Source organism: Pseudomonas sp. R9.37 (genome assembly GCF_963878885.1).
Taxonomy (GTDB): domain Bacteria; phylum Pseudomonadota; class Gammaproteobacteria; order Pseudomonadales; family Pseudomonadaceae; genus Aquipseudomonas.
Genome location: NZ_CAWNZA010000043.1, coordinates 249,471 through 268,629 on the forward strand (window position 1 = coordinate 249,471; position 19,159 = coordinate 268,629).

At 60.9% G+C, this 19,159-nt stretch carries 13 protein-coding genes; 11 read left to right on the forward strand and 2 right to left on the reverse strand.

Going from position 1 to position 19,159, the window contains the following annotated elements; all coding sequences use genetic code 11:
- Positions 1–272 precede the first annotated feature (272 nt).
- A complete protein-coding gene (thiI, locus tag AACU78_RS20245; RefSeq protein ID WP_106577484.1) occupies positions 273–1,727 on the forward strand; it encodes a tRNA uracil 4-sulfurtransferase ThiI in 1,455 nt (484 codons plus the stop codon).
- A gap of 139 nt (positions 1,728–1,866) precedes the next feature.
- Positions 1,867–3,687 (forward strand): translational GTPase TypA, encoded by a 1,821-nt coding sequence (typA, locus tag AACU78_RS20250; RefSeq protein WP_003217997.1) that lies wholly within the window; start codon positions 1,867–1,869, stop codon positions 3,685–3,687.
- Positions 3,688–3,873: 186 nt separating this feature from the next.
- Here the strand turns inward: typA and AACU78_RS20255 are convergent, their stop codons facing one another.
- Complete coding sequence (locus tag AACU78_RS20255; protein ID WP_017529542.1) at positions 3,874–4,308, reverse strand: YkgJ family cysteine cluster protein; 435 nt, start codon at positions 4,306–4,308, stop codon at positions 3,874–3,876.
- 236 nt (positions 4,309–4,544) lie between these two features.
- On the opposite strand from AACU78_RS20255, the gene AACU78_RS20260 reads away from it, so the two are divergent.
- The 6 genes from AACU78_RS20260 to AACU78_RS20285 all read left to right on the forward strand — a co-directional run bounded on the left by AACU78_RS20260 (position 4,545) and on the right by AACU78_RS20285 (position 14,170).
- Positions 4,545–6,995: a glycogen/starch/alpha-glucan phosphorylase gene (locus tag AACU78_RS20260; protein ID WP_106577485.1), complete on the forward strand. Its 2,451-nt coding sequence runs from the start codon at positions 4,545–4,547 to the stop codon at positions 6,993–6,995.
- Between the two features lie 170 nt (positions 6,996–7,165).
- Entirely contained in the window at positions 7,166–10,690 is a 3,525-nt protein-coding gene (locus AACU78_RS20265; RefSeq protein WP_106577486.1) for a DUF2339 domain-containing protein, read from the forward strand.
- Entirely contained in the window at positions 10,690–12,033 is a 1,344-nt protein-coding gene (locus AACU78_RS20270; protein WP_106577760.1) for a DUF3999 domain-containing protein, read from the forward strand. The genes AACU78_RS20265 and AACU78_RS20270 overlap by 1 nt, the downstream gene beginning before the upstream one ends.
- Before the next feature lie 96 nt (positions 12,034–12,129).
- Positions 12,130–13,140: a class 1 fructose-bisphosphatase gene (locus AACU78_RS20275; RefSeq protein WP_053253909.1), complete on the forward strand. Its 1,011-nt coding sequence runs from the start codon at positions 12,130–12,132 to the stop codon at positions 13,138–13,140.
- 175 nt (positions 13,141–13,315) lie between these two features.
- Positions 13,316–13,570, forward strand: coding sequence for a hypothetical protein (locus AACU78_RS20280; protein WP_017849914.1), 255 nt, complete (start codon positions 13,316–13,318; stop codon positions 13,568–13,570).
- Positions 13,571–13,600: 30 nt separating this feature from the next.
- Entirely contained in the window at positions 13,601–14,170 is a 570-nt protein-coding gene (locus tag AACU78_RS20285; RefSeq protein WP_106577487.1) for a lipocalin family protein, read from the forward strand.
- 131 nt (positions 14,171–14,301) lie between these two features.
- Here the strand turns inward: AACU78_RS20285 and AACU78_RS20290 are convergent, their stop codons facing one another.
- Positions 14,302–15,666, reverse strand: a complete 1,365-nt coding sequence (locus AACU78_RS20290) for a formimidoylglutamate deiminase (protein WP_106577488.1) — start codon at positions 15,664–15,666, stop codon at positions 14,302–14,304.
- Positions 15,667–15,813: 147 nt separating this feature from the next.
- Here AACU78_RS20290 and hutC point away from each other — a divergent pair, with 147 nt between their 5' ends.
- The 3 genes from hutC to hutU all read left to right on the forward strand — a co-directional run bounded on the left by hutC (position 15,814) and on the right by hutU (position 19,156).
- Positions 15,814–16,524 (forward strand): histidine utilization repressor, encoded by a 711-nt coding sequence (hutC, locus tag AACU78_RS20295; RefSeq protein ID WP_232000148.1) that lies wholly within the window; start codon positions 15,814–15,816, stop codon positions 16,522–16,524.
- Complete coding sequence (locus tag AACU78_RS20300) at positions 16,521–17,081, forward strand: HutD/Ves family protein (protein ID WP_106577489.1); 561 nt, start codon at positions 16,521–16,523, stop codon at positions 17,079–17,081. The genes hutC and AACU78_RS20300 overlap by 4 nt, the downstream gene beginning before the upstream one ends.
- 404 nt (positions 17,082–17,485) lie before the next feature.
- Positions 17,486–19,156 carry a urocanate hydratase gene (gene hutU / locus AACU78_RS20305; RefSeq protein ID WP_094949334.1) on the forward strand — a complete coding sequence of 557 codons (1,671 nt, stop codon included), beginning with the start codon at positions 17,486–17,488 and terminating at the stop codon, positions 19,154–19,156.
- Positions 19,157–19,159: the final 3 nt, after the last annotated feature.

Below are 19,159 nucleotides of genomic sequence, written 5' to 3' on the forward strand. Positions count from 1 at the left end.
CGGCGCGAATACTCGACCAAGGCAACCTGCCTCACAAGAGAGCAAATTGCATGCCAGTGCGCCAACATGGCCTTTTTGCCTCAAAATGGCCCCTATAAAGGTGCAATCCGCTGAAGCGGAATAAATAACGCACTGCAATGTAGCGTTAATTTGCGCAAATGACCCGTTTTGGTGCGCGATGTGTGTGATGCATATTAACTGGTTAAACCTTGAGCGATTTCCGCTATAATCCGCGCCCCCCTTTTTCAGCAGGCCCGGCGCGCGCTGTTTCCATGAAATTAATCGTTAAAGTGTTCCCCGAGATCACCATCAAAAGCCGACCGGTACGGACGCGTTTCATCCGTCAGTTGGCCAAGAACATCCGTGCCGTGCTCCGTGACCTGGACCCGGCTGTGGTGGTGAACGGCGTGTGGGACAACCTCGAGCTGGAAACCCGTGTCACCGACGCCAAAGCCTTGAAGGACATGACTGAGCGCCTGAGCTGCATGCCGGGCATCGCGCATTTCCTGCAGGTGGATGAGTACCCGCTGGGCGACTTCGACGACATCACCGAAAAGTGCAAGCAGCACTACGGTAGCGAGCTTGAAGGCAAGATTTTTTCGGTGCGCTGCAAGCGCGCCGGCAAGCACACCTTCAGCTCCATGGACGTCGAGAAATACGTCGGCAGCAAGCTGCGTCGCGAGTGCGGCGCTGCCGGAATTTCCCTGAAAGCGCCGCAAATTGAAGTGCGCATGGAAATTCGCGACCAACGGTTGTTTGTGATCCACAGCCAGCACAACAGCATCGGCGGCTACCCGCTGGGTGCCCTGGAACAGACCCTGGTATTGATGTCCGGCGGTTTCGATTCCACGGTGGCGGCCTACCAGATCATGCGCCGCGGCCTGATGAGCCACTTCTGCTTCTTTAATCTGGGCGGGCGTGCACACGAATTGGGCGTGATGGAAGTCGCGCACTTTATCTGGAAGAAGTACGGCAGCTCCCAGCGCGTGCTATTCGTAAGCGTGCCGTTTGAGGAAGTGCTGGGCGAAATTCTCGGCAAAGTCGATAACAGTCATATGGGCGTAGTATTGAAGCGTATGATGTTGCGCGCTGCGTCGCGGATTGCCGATCAGTTGCAGATCGACGCGCTGGTGACGGGTGAAGCGATTTCCCAGGTCTCCAGCCAGACGCTGCCGAACCTGTCGCTGATCGACTGCGTGACCGAGAAGCTGGTGCTGCGCCCGCTGATTGCCAGTCACAAGCAGGACATCATCGACCAGGCCGAAGAAATCGGCACGGCAGCGTTTGCCAAGCACATGCCTGAATATTGCGGGGTCATCTCGGTGAACCCCAAGACCCACGCCAAGCGCAACCGCGTGGAGTACGAAGAACAACAGTTCGACATGGCGATTCTGGAGCGTGCGCTCGAGAACGCCAAAATGGTCCCGATCGATCGCGTAATCGACGAACTGGGCCAGGATGTGCAAATCGAAGAAGTCAGCGAAGTCCTGGCCGGCCAGATTGTCGTCGATATCCGTCACCCGGATGCCGCCGAAGATGAGCCGCTGGAAATCGCTGGCATCGACGTGCAAACGCTGCCGTTCTACGCATTGAACGCGCGTTTCAAGGAACTGGATAACAGCCGTCAGTACCTGCTGTATTGCGACAAAGGCGTGATGAGTCGCCTGCATGCCCACCATTTGCTCAGTGAGGGGCATGCCAATGTGCGCGTTTATCGACCGAGCTAAGAGCCCGGGGCTGTTTGCCTGTGGCCTGCGTCACCGGCCCCCCGACTCTGCCGTCAAGCTGTAACGGCAAGGCCTGACTCTACTGTTAATCGCTGCCACGACCTGTCAGCACACCGAATCCTCTGATCGAGATACACAAGTGATCGAAAATCTACGTAACATCGCCATCATTGCTCACGTTGACCATGGTAAAACCACCCTGGTAGACAAACTCCTGCGTCAATCCGGCACCCTGGAGCGCAACGAGCTCAACGACGAGCGCGTGATGGACTCCAACGACCAGGAAAAAGAGCGCGGTATTACCATCCTGGCTAAAAACACCGCTATCAACTGGAACGGCTACCACATCAACATCGTGGACACCCCGGGCCACGCCGACTTCGGCGGCGAAGTTGAACGTGTAATGTCGATGGTTGACTCCGTTCTGCTGCTGGTCGACGCTCAAGACGGCCCTATGCCGCAAACCCGTTTCGTGACCAAGAAGGCGTTCGAAGCCGGCCTGCGTCCGATCGTGTGCATCAACAAGGTTGACCGTCCAGGCGCGCGTCCGGACTGGGTTCTGGACCAGATCTTCGACCTGTTCGACAACCTGGGTGCTACCGAAGAACAGCTGGACTTCAAAGTCGTCTACGCCTCGGCCCTGAACGGCATTGCCGGTCTGGAACACACCGACATGGCTGAAGACATGACCCCGCTGTACCAGTCGATCGTCGACAACGTACCGGCGCCAAAAGTTGACCGTGAAGGTCCGTTCCAGATGCAAATCTCGGCACTGGACTACAACAGCTTCCTGGGTGTTATCGGTGTTGGCCGTATCGCTCGTGGCAGCGTCAAGCCGAACACTCCGGTTGTCGCCATCGGCGCCGACGGCAAGAAACGCAACGGCCGTATCCTGAAGCTGATGGGTCACCACGGTCTGCACCGTATCGACGTTGAAGAAGCGTTTGCCGGTGACATCGTGTGCGTGAGCGGTATGGACTCGCTGTTCATCTCCGACACCCTGTGCCAGCCGGACAACGTCGAGGCGATGAAGCCTCTGACCGTTGACGAGCCAACCGTTTCCATGACCTTCCAGGTAAACGACTCGCCTTTCTGCGGTAAAGAAGGCAAGTTCGTGACTTCCCGTAACATCAAGGAACGTCTGGACAAAGAGCTGCTGTACAACGTTGCACTGCGCGTTGAAGAAGGCGACTCGGCTGACAAGTTCAAGGTTTCCGGCCGTGGTGAGCTGCACCTCTCGGTACTGATCGAAACCATGCGTCGCGAAGGCTTCGAAATGGGCGTTGGTCGTCCAGAAGTGATCATCCGTCAGGTTGACGGCGTGAAGCAGGAACCGTTCGAAAACGTCACCATCGACACCCCTGAAGAATCCCAGGGCAAGGTCATGGAAGAGATGGGCCTGCGTAAGGGCGACCTGACCAACATGGTGCCGGATGGCAAAGGCCGTGTGCGTCTGGAATACAACATCCCTGCTCGTGGTCTGATCGGTTTCCGTAACCAGTTCCTGACCCTGACCAACGGTGCTGGCATCCTGACCTCGATCTTCGATCGCTACGACACCATGAAGTCCGGCGACATGTCCGGCCGTCAGAACGGTGTTCTGGTATCGGTAGAAACCGGCAAGGCACTGACCTATTCCCTGGAAACTCTGCAGGCGCGTGGCAAGCTGTTCGTTGAACACGGTCAAGAGATCTACAACGGTCAGATCGTTGGTCTGAACAGCCGTGACAACGACATGGGCGTCAACCCAACCAAAGGCAAGAAGCTCGACAACATGCGTGCTTCGGGTAAAGACGAAACCATCGCTCTGGTTCCACCTGTTCGCTTCACCCTGGAACAGGCCCTGGAATTCATCCAGGACGACGAGCTGTGCGAAGTCACGCCTAAGTCGATCCGCCTGCGTAAGAAGATCCTGGACGAAGGCGAGCGTACCCGCGCTGCCAAGAAAGCCAAGAACTGAGTTAACTCAGGCTGAATGAAAAACGCCCCCGGTCGAAAGGCCGGGGGCGTTTTTTTGTGCCTGCAATTTTTGTGGTGGCTGTACCGGCCCTATCGGGGGCAAGCCCCCTCCCACCTTTGAAATGCGTTCCAATGTGGGAGGGGGCTTGCCCCCGATGGGGCCTTAGAAACCCCACAAAAACCCGGATCAGAACTTATCGAGCGTCTTGAACTTGGTCTCGCGCACCACTTCCTTGGGCTTATACGCGCAATACCCCGGCCGCGGCCCGATTTTCGGGTGGTTGCGGCACGTATCCGGGCGCTTGTCATAAATAGTGCAGAAGCGCGTCTTACGATCCAGGTACAGGCAATCGTTGTTGCTCATGCGCTGCAGAGTAAAAATCTCGGATTTGGAATTGAAGCGCTCGACGATGCCTTCTTTCTGCAAGCGCTTGGCGATGTTCTTGGGCGGGTCGCCGCGCTCGAACTCATCGACGATGCCAATGCGGATCAGGTCCTTGATCTTCACCTCAACCGGCAGCGTGCAGCAGCTGGACACGCAGCCACCGCACATGTGGGCGGAATATTTCTGCCAGGTCTCGAGACGGTCGAGTTCCGCGGCGGCGATCAGTTGAGGCTTCATCAGGGTTCCAAGGTGGGGCTATATCCGGGCGCGCGATCATACCGGGATTGATGGTTTTTTGAACAATATTTTGCGGTTTTCAGCCCGAAGGCTACTCACGCACCGATTGGGCACGACCCCTGCATCAATTTTGCGCAACGGTGAATGAGTTAAAAAACTGCCGAACCAGAGCGTCTACCGTCTGTCAGACCGACTAGGCTCTAGCAACTCCTTCAATCTCGCCCGAGGTCGCACCGATGTCTCAGGAACCGCTTGCACGAGAAGCAGAGGTAGCCGCATTCCGCGATGCTGTCTTGACCAAACTCACCTACGCGGTGGGCAAGGACCCCGACCACGCTTTCGACCACGACTGGTTCGAAGCCATTGCGCTGGCCGCCCGCGACCAGATGGTCGATCACTGGATGGACCACACGCGGCGTATTTACCGCAAAGGCCAGAAGCGGGTTTATTACCTTTCGCTGGAATTTCTTATCGGTCGTTTGCTCTACGACAGCCTGAGCAACCTCGGCGTGCTGGAGATCGCGCGCGAAGCGCTGTCCGAACTCGGTGTGGACCTGGAGCGCATCCGCCTGCTGGAGCCCGACGCGGCGCTTGGCAACGGTGGCCTGGGCCGCCTGGCCGCATGCTTTATGGAAAGCATGTCGACCTTGGGCATTGCCGGCCACGGTTATGGCATTCGTTACGAGCACGGTTTGTTCCGCCAGGCGATCGTCGATGGCTGGCAACAGGAACAGACCGAGCGCTGGCTGGACTTTGGCAACCCGTGGGAATTCGAACGGGCCGAGGTGATTTACCCCATCGGTTTTGGCGGCAGCGTCGAAACCCTGGCGGACGCTTCCGGCAAGATGATCCAGGTGTGGTCACCGAATGAAACCGTGCGCGCGGTGGCTTATGACACCCCCGTCGTCGGCTGGCGCGGCGCCAGCGTCAACACCCTGCGCCTGTGGCGTGCACGGGCCGTGGAAGACTTGCACCTGGAGCGTTTCAACGCCGGTGACCACCTGGGCGCCGTCGCCGAAGTGGCCCGCGCCGAAAGCATCTCCCGCGTGCTTTACCCGGCCGACAGCACCGAAGCAGGGCAGGAACTGCGCCTGCGCCAGGAATACTTCTTCGTCTCCGCCTCGCTGCAAGATTTGCTGCGTCGCCACAAGAACATGCACGGCTCGGTATTGAGCCTGGGCGAGCACGCCGCCATTCAGCTCAACGACACTCACCCCTCGATTGCCGTGGCTGAGCTGATGCGCCAACTGGTCGACCTGCATGACATTCCGTGGGAAGCGGCGTGGGACGTGACGGTTGAAACGCTTTCCTACACCAACCACACCTTGCTACCCGAGGCTCTGGAGACCTGGCCTGTAGGCTTGATGGAGCGCATGCTGCCGCGGCACATGCAAATCATCTACTTGATCAACGCCCAGCACATCGACTCGCTGCGGGCCAAAGGCATTCACGACTTCGACGTGCTGCGCGCCGTGTCGCTGATCGAAGAAGACAACGGCCGCCGCGTGCGCATGGGTAACCTGGCGTTCCTCGGCTCGCATAGCGTCAACGGCGTGTCTGGCCTGCATACCCAGCTGATGCGCAGCACGGTGTTCTCCGAGCTGCACAAGCTGTACCCGGAGCGCATCAACAACAAAACCAACGGCATCACCTTCCGCCGCTGGCTGTACCAGGCCAACCCCAAGCTCACCGAGATGCTGGTGGAGGCGCTGGGCCCGGATATTCTCGACACCATGGAAACCCGCCTGACGGAGCTGGAAACCTTCGCCGAGAAGCAATCCTTCCGCAAAGCCTTCGCCGACCAGCGCCTGCACAGCAAACGTGCACTGGCCGAGATCATCCACGAGCGCCTGGGTATTTCAGTCAACCCGGCGGCGATGTTCGACGTGCAGGTCAAGCGCATCCACGAGTACAAACGCCAACTGCTCAACCTGCTGCACACCGTGGCGCTGTACCAGGCGATCCGCGCCGAGCCTGGCACCGACTGGGTGCCACGGGTGAAGATCTTCGCCGGCAAGGCAGCGGCGAGTTATCACCAGGCCAAGTTGATCATCAAGTTGACCAACGACATCGCCCGCACCGTGAACAACGACCCGACCGTGCGCGGTTTGCTCAAGGTGGTGTTCCTGCCCAACTACAACGTCAGCCTGGCGGAAAGCATTATTCCGGCGGCGGATTTGTCGGAGCAGATCTCCACGGCCGGCTTTGAAGCCTCGGGCACCAGCAACATGAAGTTCGGCCTCAACGGCGCGCTGACCATCGGCACCATGGACGGCGCCAACGTGGAAATGCACGAGCGCGTAGGCGCCGATCACATGTTCATTTTTGGCCTCAGTGCTCAGCAGGTTGAAGCCCGCAAGCACGCTGGCGAATTCAACGCCGGGCCGGAAATTGCTGCCTCCCATCGTCTCAACGACGTGTTGCAAGCGATTCGGGGCGGGGTGTTCTCGCCGGATGATCCCGGCCGCTATGTGGGCCTGATCGACGGGCTGATCGACTACGACCGCTTCCTGGTGTGTGCCGACTTCGACTCCTACTGGGACGCTCAGGCGCGGGTCGAGGCGCATTGGCATGACTCCAAGGCGTGGTGGCGCTCGGCGGTGCTGAACACGGCGCGCATGGGCTGGTTCTCCTCGGACCGCACCATCAGGGAGTACGCGACCGAAATCTGGAAAGCGCTCGACTAATCACCGCAATACTAAATGTGAGAGGGGGCTTGCCCCCGACAGCGGATTGCCAGTTTGCAGATATGTCGACTGGCACACCGCTATCGGGGGCAAGCCCCCTCCCACATTGGCCCCGCGTCGATATACTAGGCCCCGGTTTGCCCGCCTCGGGCTGCTTAGGGATATCGACCATGCAATGGATTTTCATGCTGATTGGCCTGGTGCTCGGCTGGACACTCGATGAGTCGTTCAGTGATGCGGGTATCGGTGCGCTGCTGGGCTTGGGCATTGGCCAGGCCCTTCGCCTGGCGAAGCTGTCGGCGCAAGCGGACCAGCAGGCCCGTCAGTTGGAAACCACGCAGAAGGCGCTGATTGCGCTGGGTGAGCGCCTGCGGCAACTGGAGGTGCCCGCGCCGACGAACAGCGTGATTGTCGAACCCTCCGTGCCTGAACCCCCTCCTGTCGTTGCAAAGCCCGAACTTGTCTGGGAGCTACCCGCCGAACTGGCGCCTGTGGCTGTGGCCGCCCAAGCCAGTCAGCCGCTGCCCGATGATGCCTGGGTCGCAGCGCCAACCCCCAAAGCGCCTGCCGCGCCCCGCGGCCCCAACCTGATCGAGCGCGCTATCAGTGGCGCACGCAATTGGCTGTTTGGCGGTAACACCGTGCTGCGCGTCGGCGTGGTGCTGTTGTTCCTGGGCCTGGCCTTTTTGCTGCGCTATGCCACCGAAGGCGTGGTGGTGCCGATCGAGTTGCGTTACGCCGGGGTTGCCGCTGCCGCCATCGGCCTGTTGGGCTTGGGTTGGTGGTTGCGGTTGCGTAACAGCAATTACGGTCTGATGCTGCAAGGCACCGGCATTGCCGTGTTGTACCTGACGGTGTTCGCCGCGATGCGCTTGCACCCGTTGATCGATCCGGGCGCCGCGCTGGGCCTGCTGGTGGCGGTCACGGTGTTCTCTGCAATCCTGGCGATCACCCAGGATGCCCTCGGCCTGGCTTGCGCGGCGGCGTTGGGTGGTTTTGCCGCGCCGATTCTCACGTCAACCGGCGCCGGCAATCACGTGGCGTTGTTCAGCTACTTCGCATTGCTGAACGCGGGCATCCTCGCCATCGCCTGGTTCAAGGCCTGGCGCTTGCTTAACCTGATCGGTTTTGTCGGCACCTTCGGTATTGGTTTCGCTTGGGGCATGCGCTCCTACACACCGGAACTGCTGTGGAGTACCGAGCCGTTCCTGATCGTGTTTTTCCTGATGTACCTGGCCATCGGCCTGTTGTTTGCCCGGCGCACATTGCTTGAGATGAGCGACGCACCCGAAGACGACAGTCGGGGTGCGCTGCTGCGCTGGTCGGCGGCCAAGGGTGATTATGTCGACGGCAGCATGCTGTTCGGCCCGCCGTTGGTGGGCTTTGGTTTGCAGTTCGCGCTGGTGCAGCACCTGGAATTTGCCGCCGCATTCAGTGCGCTGGGCCTTGGCATTCTCTACATGGGGCTGGCGCAATGGCTGCGTGGCGGGCGGGCATTGCTGCTGGCGGAAACCTGCCTGGCACTGGGCGTGATCTTTGCCAGTTTGGCGATTCCGCTGGGCCTCGACGCACGCTGGACGGCCGCGGCCTGGGCGGTGGAGGGCGCCGGGATCTTCTGGCTCGGCTTGCGTCAGCAGCGGCCGCTGGCACGTGCATTTGGCCTGTTGTTGCAATTGGGTTCGGCGCTGGCGTTCCTCAGCGAACTGCGCGTAGGCGAACTGACCTTGCTTGATGGTGCACCGCTGGGCGCGCTGTTGCTGGGTGCTGCGCTGTTGTTCAGCTTCGATCAGTTGCGCAGGGCGTCAATCGAACAGGCGGCGGACTGGGAGCGCAAAGGCCTGCCCGTGCTGGCGAGCCTGGGCCTGAGCTTTTTGTACCTGCTCGCACCGTTGCTGCTGCTGACCCAAGGCACCGCCATCAGTTGGGCAATCGCGGGGCTTGTGACGTTGTTTGTCGGCCTGCGCATCGGCTCGCGCACCTTCCTGTTCACTGCGTTTGGCGTGCAATTGCTCGGCGGGGCGTTGTTCCTCCTGCGCTTGCAGGGCGGCGACGGGACGGCGGTATTCAGTGCGGGCTGGAGCGGTTTGTTGACCGCCTCGCTGATCGGTTTGGCGTTGGTTGGCGGCATGCTGCTGGCCGTGCGCGACGACACGGTGCGCAGCGACGTCGGCCTGCTGCGCGGTCTGTCAGTGGTGCTGCTCGCCGGTCTGGTACTGATCAACCTCGCGGTACTGTTTGTACTGCCGTGGCAAAGCGCCAGCGGCGTGTGGGCGGCCAGCGGTTTGCTGATCATCTGGCTGAGCCTGTACCTGCAACAGCGTGTGAGCTTCGTGTTTGGGTTATTGCTGCAACTGATCGGCGGCGCCTCGTTCCTGTTGGCGGTGCCGCAGCTGCTCGGGCCGTTGAGCAGCGAAGGCTTGCGCCCCTTGGCGCACAGCGGTTTCTGGACGCCAATGGTGTTGGGCCTGGCTGCCTTGGTCGGCGCCTGGCGCTTGCAGCGTGAGCCGCATGCGCCGGTGTTTGCCGTGTTGAAACTGCAACGCCTGTCTGACCTGCTGCTGGTGTGGGGCGCGGCCTGGTGGACGCTGGCGCTGATCGGTGAAGTGTTGCGGTTTATCGCGCAGGCGCAGCAAGGCGCATATTTGCTCGGCATCGCAGCGGTGAGCGTGGCGATCTGGGCGCTGCTGGCCGAACGTTTGCGCTGGGCGTCGCTGGGCATGCTATGCGCGTTGCTGATGCCGGCGGCGGGCGTGGTGTTGCTGGCCTCAGCCGATGATTATTACCACCCGGCGGCGCAGTACGGCTGGCTGGCATGGTTGGCAGTGTTTGTGGTGCATTTCATTTCGCTACGGCGTTTGGCGGCGGTGGTGCCGAGCAACGTGCCGAGCAACGTGCTGAGCATCGCTCACGTACTCGGCTGCTGGATGCTGATCGGCGTGCTGGCGCTCGAGCTGCGTTACGGCCTGTTGCTGCTGTCGAGCGAGTACAACGCCTGGCGCTGGCTGGGTTGGGCGATCCTGCCAAGTCTGTACCTGGTGTTGGCGGCTGCGCCACGCCGCTGGCCATGGCCGGTGTCGGCGTATCCGCGTGAATACCGTGTGCTCGCCGCGCTGCCACTGGCGGTGTTGATGCTCGGCTGGTTCTGGTTGGCCAATATCTTCAGCGACGGCACGGCCAAACCGCTGCCCTATGTGCCGCTGCTCAGCCCCCTGGACCTGGGCCTGTTGTTCGCGTTGCTGGGTATTTACCTGTGGTCGCGCAGCATCGCGCCGCAGCGCGGTCCACGCGCCGAGCTGGTCGCCCAAGGTGTTGCGGGTGTTTCGTTGTTTGCCTTTTTCACGGTCCTGGTGATGCGCGCTGCCCACCATTGGGCAGGCGTGCCGTTCCATCCGGAGGCGTTGCTGGAGTCGATGCTGGTTCAGGCCGGCCTGTCGATTGTCTGGACCCTCATCGCCCTCGGGCTGATGATCGGCGGCCATCTGCGCCATCGTCGCGAGGTGTGGTTGATCGGTGCGGCGCTGATTGCGGTGGTGGTCGCCAAGCTGTTCTTCGTCGAGCTGAGCAACCGCGGCGGGCTGGCGCGGATCGTGTCGTTTATCGGCGTGGGTGGGTTGCTGCTGGTGGTGGGTTACTTTGCGCCGCTGCCGCCCAAGCGTGCCGAACCTGTGTTGGAAACTGAAGGAGCATCCTCTTGATCGGTAAGTTGAGCGTGATCGCGGTGGGCGTGTGTATGACGTCGTCGGTGTGGGCGCAGGAAACGCCTGCCGACTTCACCACGCAAGTGCCGCTGGCGGTGAGTGGCAACGGCCCTTGGTATCGCCTGGAGTTGCCGCTGTCTGTGCAACTGAGCGCGCGCCAGGCGGATCTCGGCGATGTGCGCGTGTTTAACGCCGCCGGTGAACCTCAGGCCTATGCGCTGTCACGCCAATCTGCGCAACGCACCGAAAGCCGCACTGTGACCGACGTGAAGTGGTTCCCGCTGTACGCCGCCGACACCCGCGAAAGCGTGCCGGATGTGGTGATGAAATCCACGGCCGAAGGCACGCTGCTCGAAGTGCGCCCGTCCAGGGCGGGCAAGCAAGTGCTGCGCGGTTGGGTGCTGGACGCCAGTGCGATCAAGGCGCCGTTGCAGCAACTGAGCCTGGACTGGAGCCGCGAACAGGACGGTTTCCAGCGTTTCAGCATTGAGGCCAGCGACGACTTGCAGCACTGGGCGTCGTGGGGCGATGGCCAGGTGGCACGTCTGTCGTTTGCCGACGAGCGTGTCGAGCAACACGAGGTGAGTTTGCCGGGGCAATCGGCGCGTTACCTGCGCCTGCTGTGGCAGGGCCAGGTCGCGCCGACGCTGACCTCGGCCAAGCTGGTGAGCGCCACCAGCAGCAGCCTGCCGATGCCGTTGGTGTGGTCGCAGCCATTGTCGGGCGCGCGGCTCAAGCCGGGAGAGTACAGCTGGCAGTTGCCGACGGGGCTGCATGTCGAGCGTTTGCGCATCGAGCTGAAGCAGACGAACACGCTGGCGCCCGTCACCTTGGCGGGCCGCCGTGATGCCAATCAAGCCTGGCAGCCGCTGAGCACTGGTGTGTTGTACCGCTTGACTCAGAATGGCCAGGATGTGGTGCAGGATGAGTTGCAACTGCCGGGAGTGGCCGTCGGCGAGCTTAAATTGCAGGTGGATGAGCGCGGCGGTGGCCTGGGCGTTGAGGCGCCAGCCCTGCGTTTTGCCGTGCGCGCCACGCAGTTGGTGTTTCTGGCGCGGGGTGAGCCGCCGTTTACCCTGGCGTTGGGCAATGGCGGGGTCAAGGCGGCGAACCTGCCCTTGTCGACTTTGATTCCCGACTACAGCGCCGAGCGCCTCAAGACGCTGGGCCAGGCCAGGGTCACCGGTGACGCTGTGGTTAAAAGCGCCACCGTTGCCGCATCGCCCGAAGTGGGCACCGATTGGAAGAAACTCGGCCTGTGGGCCGTGCTCCTGTTGGGTGTGGCGGCGCTGGGGGCGATGGCCTACAGTTTGTTGCGTGCGCCTGCGGCCAAACCGTGAACTCTATTGGCGTTAAATCCTCTGATTAGAGGAAATAACCCTCGACTCGCGTTAAACTGCGCGGGTTTTTAAGCCCCCCATTCTCCGGAGCCTTACATGTCCCGCGTTACCCTGAGTCGCTATTTGATCGAGCAGACCCGCAGCAACAACACGCCTGCCGATCTGCGCTTCCTTATCGAAGTGGTGGCGCGTGCTTGCAAGGAAATCAGCCACGCCGTGTCCAAAGGCGCACTGGGTGGTGTTCTGGGCAGCATGGGCACTGAAAACGTCCAAGGCGAAGTGCAGAAGAAGCTCGACGTGATTTCCAACGAGATCCTGCTCGAAGCCAACGAATGGGGCGGTCACCTGGCCGGCATGGCGTCCGAAGAAATGGACAATGCCTACCAGATCCCGGGCAAATACCCGAAAGGCGCCTACCTGCTGGTGTTCGACCCACTGGACGGTTCGTCCAACATCGACATCAACGCTCCGGTCGGCACCATCTTCTCGGTACTGCGTTGCCCGAACGAATACCTGAGCCAGAACGAAGCGCTGAACGAAAAGGCCTTCCTGCAGCCAGGCACCGAGCAAGTGGCTGCCGGCTACGCGATCTACGGCCCACAGACCATGCTGGTGCTGACCCTGGGCGATGGCGTCAAAGGCTTCACCCTGGACCGCGAAATGGGCAGCTTCGTGCTGACCCACGAAGACATCACTATTCCTGCTTCTACCCAGGAATTCGCGATCAACATGTCCAACCAGCGTCACTGGGAAGAGCCGGTGACTCGCTACGTCGGCGAGTTGATGGCAGGTGAGGAAGGCCCGTTGAAGAAGAACTTCAACATGCGCTGGGTCGCCGCGATGGTGGCTGACGTGCACCGTATCCTGACCCGTGGTGGCTTGTTCATGTACCCGCGTGACAGCCGCGAGCCGTCCAAGCCGGGCAAGCTGCGTTTGATGTACGAAGCCAACCCGATGTCCTTCCTGGTTGAGCAAGCGGGCGGCGCGTCCACCGACGGCCACCAGCGCATCCTCGACATCCAGCCCGAAGGCCTGCACCAGCGCGTGGCGGTGTTCCTGGGTTCCAAAGAAGAAGTTGAGCGTGTGACCGGTTACCACAAGAAGTAAGACGCGGCGATCACTTATCCGCGATGTTGTGAGGCTGTTCACTCTTGAAAAAGCCCCGAAACGTTTCAGCGTTTTCGGGGCTTTTTGTTTTTGCTCATCGGGAACCAGACACCTCTTTTCCCTTCTAAGCTTCTGGCAGATACCCAAGCTGCTTCGTCCCTCCAGGAGTTTTTCCATGTCGTTACGCCGTCTCGCCCTGCTGGCTTTTTGCGTGCTATTGGCCGCTTGCAGCAAGGTCAACCAAGAAAACTACGCGAAGTTGTCGGCTGGCATGGCCAAGGCTGAGGTGGAGTCGCTGCTGGGCAAGCCGACCGATTGTTCTGGCGCACTGGGCATGTCCAGTTGCACCTGGGGCGATAAAAACAGCTTTATCAGCGTTCAATATGCCGGTGACAAAGTTTTGATGTTTTCCGGGCAAGGCCTGAAGTAAACCGGGGCGCGAGCCTGCGGGAGAAGAAGAATGATGCGTTTTGTTTTGTGCCTTTGTGCCAGCCTGTTTTTGGCAGGCTGCGCCAGCCATTCTGGCGATGATCTGCAACCCAAGACAGCAAGCAACGTCAACCTCAAGCGTTACCAGGGCACCTGGTATGAGTTGGCCCGATTGCCCATGTACTTCCAGCGCAACTGCGCGCAGTCCGAAGCCCGCTACACGTTGCTGCCCGATGGCGACATGTCGGTGTTCAACCGCTGCCTGACACCTGAATGGAAGTGGGAAGAAGCCAAGGGCACGGCCACGCCGCAAGTGCCGGGCAAGACCGACAAGCTTTGGGTGGAATTCAATAACTGGTTCACGGCGCTGCTGCCGGGCGTCGCCAAGGGCGATTACTGGGTGCTGTATGTCAGCGACGACTACAAGACCGCCATCGTCGGCAGCCCAAGCCGGCGTTACATGTGGATATTGTCACGTACGCCGACGGTGAACGCCGACACTCGCGAAGACCTGCTGAGCAGGGCGCGCCAGCAAGGGTATGACACCACGCGATTGATCTGGCGTACGTCGGACAGGCAGATGGCGAAGACCTCGCAGTAAACCTGGACCCGCGCCGATAAAAATGTGGGAGCGGGCTTGCTCGCGAATACGCAGTGTCAGTCGACAGAGGTAATGACTGATACACCGCATTCGCGAGCAAGCCCGCTCCCACATTGGTTTTGCATTGTTGGTTAGCCCAGCAAATCTCTCAGCACGTGCGTGAATGCCCGGCTGCTTTCTTCTTCACCGGCATGGCGGCCATCGCGCACCACCCACTTGCCGTTGACCAGCACATCACGCACTTGCCGGTCACCACCGGCGAACAGCCAGCGGTTGAGAATGCCGTCTTCGCTGGCCGTGGCCAGGTACGGGTCATCACCGTCCAGCACAATCCAATCCGCGCGTTTCCCCACTTCCAATCGACCAATCGGCTGGCCCAGCGCCTGGGCACCGCCGTCCAGCGCGGCATCAAACAGCGTGCGGCCGACCATCGGTTGGTCACTGCGGTATAAGCGGTTGCGCCGTTGATCGCGCAGGCGCTGGCCGTATTCCAGCCATCGTAATTCTTCCACCACACTCAACGACACATGGCTGTCGGAACCAATGCCCATGCGCCCGCCTTGAGCGAGGAAATCGACGGCGGGGAAAATCCCATCGCCCAGGTTGGCTTCGGTGGTCAGGCACAGACCGGCAATCGCGCGGCTCTTGGCCATGCGCGCCACTTCGTCAACATCAGCATGAGTGGCGTGCACCAGGCACCAACGCTCATCGACGTCGACATTGTCATACAGCCATTGCAACGGACGCTTGCCGCTCCAGGCCAGGCAGTCATCGACCTCTTTTTGCTGCTCGGCGATGTGGATATGCACCGGGCACGTCTTGTCGCTGGCAGCCAGGACGTCATTGATTTGTTGCGGCGTGACAGCGCGCAAGGAGTGAAAGCACAGGCCCAACTGCTGCGCCGGTTGCGCGGCGAGGATCGGCTTGAGGCGCGCTTGCAGGTCCAGGTAGTTTTCGGTGCTGTTGATAAATCGGCGCTGGCCTTCGTTCGGCGCCTGGCCGCCAAACCCGGAATGAGTGTAAAGCACCGGCACCAGCGTCAGGCCAATCCCGCTGCTGGCGGCCGCCTGGCTGATCTGCCGCGACAGCTCCGTGCGATCGGCATAGGGCTGGCCGCTGACGTCGTGATGCACGTAATGAAATTCGGCCACCGAGGTGTAACCGGCCTTGAGCATCTCGATATACAGCTGGCGCGCGATGATCTGGAGTTGGTCCGGGTTGATCGTGCCCACCATGCGGTACATCAGATCGCGCCAGGTCCAGAAGCTGTCATTCGGGTTGCCGGCCACTTCGGCCAGGCCCGCCATGGCGCGCTGGAACGCATGCGAATGCAGGTTCGGCATGCCCGCCAACACCGGGCCTCTGAGCCGCTCGGCACCGTCTGCCGTGGCGTTGGGCTCAACGTGGGTCAGTACGCCATCGGCGCTGACATCAAAGCGTACATCGTTGGCCCATCCATTAGGCAGCAGCGCGCGTTCGGCAAAGAAAGCGGACATGATCAAGGCACCCCGGTCGTGTGTTTATTTGTATATACATATACAGACGTTTGCCTGCTCGGTAAACTCCGGCAATCTATGCATCTTTTCCCCCTGCAAGGATTCCCTGTGCCGACTCCGCCTGCCAAGTCTTCGCTGGCTGCCCACATGGACGAAAGTCCGGCGCCCTTGTATGCCCGCGTCAAACAGATGATCAGCCAGCAGATCCTCAACGGCAACTGGCCGCCGCATTACCGCGTGCCGTCCGAGAGCGAGCTGGTCAGCCAGCTGGGTTTCAGCCGCATGACCATCAACCGCGCCCTGCGTGAACTCACCGCCGAAGGGTTGCTGGTGCGCATGCAAGGCGTCGGCACGTTCGTCGCCGAGCCCAAGAGCCAGTCGGCGCTGTTTGAAGTGCACAACATTGCCGATGAGATCGCCTCCCGCGGTCACCGGCATACCTGCCAGGTCATCCATTTGTGCGAAGAGGCCGCAGGCTCCGAGCGCGCCGTCGCCCTGGAAATGCGCGAAGGCGGGCGGGTGTTCCACTCGCTGATCGTGCACTTCGAAAACGACATTCCGGTGCAAATCGAAGACCGTTTCGTCAATGCCCTCGTCGCGCCGGATTACTTGCAGCAGGATTTCACCCAGCAAACGCCGTACGCCTACCTCAACCAGGTTGCACCGCTGACCGAAGGCGAGCACGTGGTTGAAGCGATCCTCGCCGATGCCGAGGAGTGCAAGCTGCTGCAGATCGAGCCGAGCGAGCCGTGCCTGCTGATTCGCCGGCGTACGTGGTCCGGTCGCCAGCCGGTGACCGCCGCGCGTTTGATCCACCCCGGTTCCCGTCATAGCCTGGAAGGACGTTTCAGTAAATGAGTGCAGTGAAAGTCTGGCGCGCCACCGATTACATCCGCATGCCGTGGAAAAACGGCGGCGGCAGCACCGAAGAAATCACCCGTGACGCAGGCACCGGCCTGGATGGCTTTGGCTGGCGCCTGTCGATTGCCGATATCGCCGAATCGGGTGGTTTTTCCACCTTCGCCGGCTACCAGCGCGTGATCACTGTGATCAAGGGTGCAGGCATGGTCCTGACCGTGGATGGCGAGGAGCAGCGTGGTTTATTGCCGCTGCAGCCCTTTGCGTTCAGCGGTGAAAGCGAGGTTTCGTGCCGCTTGATCACCGGACCGATCCGCGATTTCAACCTGATTTATTCGCCGCAGCGTTATCAGGCGCGCTTTCAGTGGATTGATGGCGTGCAGCGGTTTTTCACCACGGCGCAGACGGTGCTGGTGTTCAGCGTGGCGGACGAAGTGAAGGTGCTGGACCAGAAGCTGGGGCATCACGATTGTCTGCAGGTGGACGGTAACACCGGCCTGTTGGACCTCTCGGTCAGTGGCCGCTGCTGCGTCATCGAACTGACCGCACGCGGTTAAAAAATGTGGGAGGGGGCTTGCCTCCGATTAGGGTGTAGCAGTACCAGATGGGCTGGCTGATACACCGCAATCGGGGGCAAGCCCCCTCCCACATTTGTTTCTGTGACACTCACAGCATGTGTTTCCAGGTCCCGCACCAATTTGTTACCGAATGCCCCAGCGTGGCGCAATGCCGCGTTGTTATGAATAATCTCCCTCGCTGAAAAACGCCTCTGTGAGAAATTTCCCCAAACCTCCAAGCCTTAATTTTCAAGGCTTACACACGCCTTCCAAAAAAATCTCAACAGCTCACGCGCAAAGTTGGCCGCTCGATTGCATATGCTTGTATGTACAAGTAAAGATGTGTGCGTAAGACTCTGCTTCGCACCATCAATGTTCGCGCATCGATCGCCGAGGAGTCTGTTGTGACCAAGCCTACAAAGTACCGTGACGTCGAAATCCGTGCCGCTCGCGGTAACAAGCTCACTGCCAAAAGCTGGCTGACTGAAGCGCCGCTGCGCATGCTGATGAACAACCTCGACCCGCAAGTGGCCGAGAACCCGAAAGAATTGGTGGTGTACGGCGGTATCGGCCGTGCCGCGCGTAACTGGGAGTGCTACGACCAGATCGTCGAAAGCCTCACCAACCTGAATGACGACGAGACCCTGCTGGTGCAATCCGGCAAGCCGGTCGGCGTGTTCAAGACCCACAGCAACGCCCCGCGCGTGCTGATCGCCAACTCCAACCTGGTGCCGCACTGGGCCAGCTGGGAACACTTCAACGAGCTGGATGCCAAGGGCCTGGCCATGTACGGCCAGATGACCGCCGGCAGCTGGATCTACATCGGCAGCCAGGGCATCGTCCAGGGCACCTACGAAACCTTCGTCGAAGCCGGTCGTCAGCATTACAACAGCGACCTGACCGGCCGCTGGGTTCTCACCGCCGGCCTCGGCGGCATGGGCGGCGCGCAGCCATTGGCAGCAACCCTGGCTGGCGCCTGCTCGCTGAACATCGAGTGCCAGCAGGTCAGCATCGACTTCCGCCTGAGCAGCCGCTATGTCGACGAGCAAGCCACCGACCTCGACGACGCCCTGGCGCGCATCGCCAAATACACCAAGGAAGGCAAGGCCATCTCCATCGCCCTGCTGGGTAACGCGGCGGAAATCCTGCCGGAACTGGTCAAGCGCGGCGTGCGCCCGGACATGGTCACCGACCAGACCAGCGCCCATGACCCGCTCAACGGCTACCTGCCGGCCGGCTGGACCTGGGACGAATACCGCGCCCGCGCCAAGACCGAACCGGCTGCTGTAATCAAGGCCGCCAAGCAGTCGATGGCCGTGCACGTCAAAGCCATGCTCGAGTTCCAGAAGCAAGGCATCCCGACCTTCGACTACGGTAACAACATTCGCCAGATGGCCCAGGAAGAAGGCGTGGAAGATGCCTTCGCCTTCCCGGGTTTCGTACCGGCCTACATCCGCCCACTGTTCTGCCGTGGCATCGGCCCGTTCCGTTGGGCTGCACTGTCCGGCGACCCGCAAGACATCTACAAGACCGACGCCAAAGTCAAAGAGCTGATCCCCGACGACGCCCACCTGCACAACTGGCTGGACATGGCGCGCGAGCGCATCAGCTTCCAGGGCCTGCCGGCACGGATCTGCTGGGTTGGCTTGGGCCAGCGCGCCAAGCTGGGCCTGGCGTTCAACGAAATGGTGCGCAGCGGCGAGCTGTCGGCGCCGGTGGTGATCGGCCGTGACCACCTCGACTCCGGCTCGGTAGCCAGCCCGAACCGCGAAACCGAAGCCATGCAGGACGGCTCCGACGCCGTGTCCGACTGGCCACTGCTCAACGCCTTGCTCAACACCGCCAGCGGCGCAACCTGGGTCTCGCTGCACCACGGCGGCGGCGTGGGCATGGGCTTCTCGCAGCATTCGGGCATGGTGATCGTCTGCGACGGCACCGACGAAGCGGCTGAGCGCATTGCTCGCGTACTGCACAACGACCCGGCCACCGGGGTGATGCGTCACGCCGATGCCGGTTACCAGATCGCCATCGACTGCGCCAAAGAGCAGGGCCTCAATCTGCCGATGATCAAGTAACTC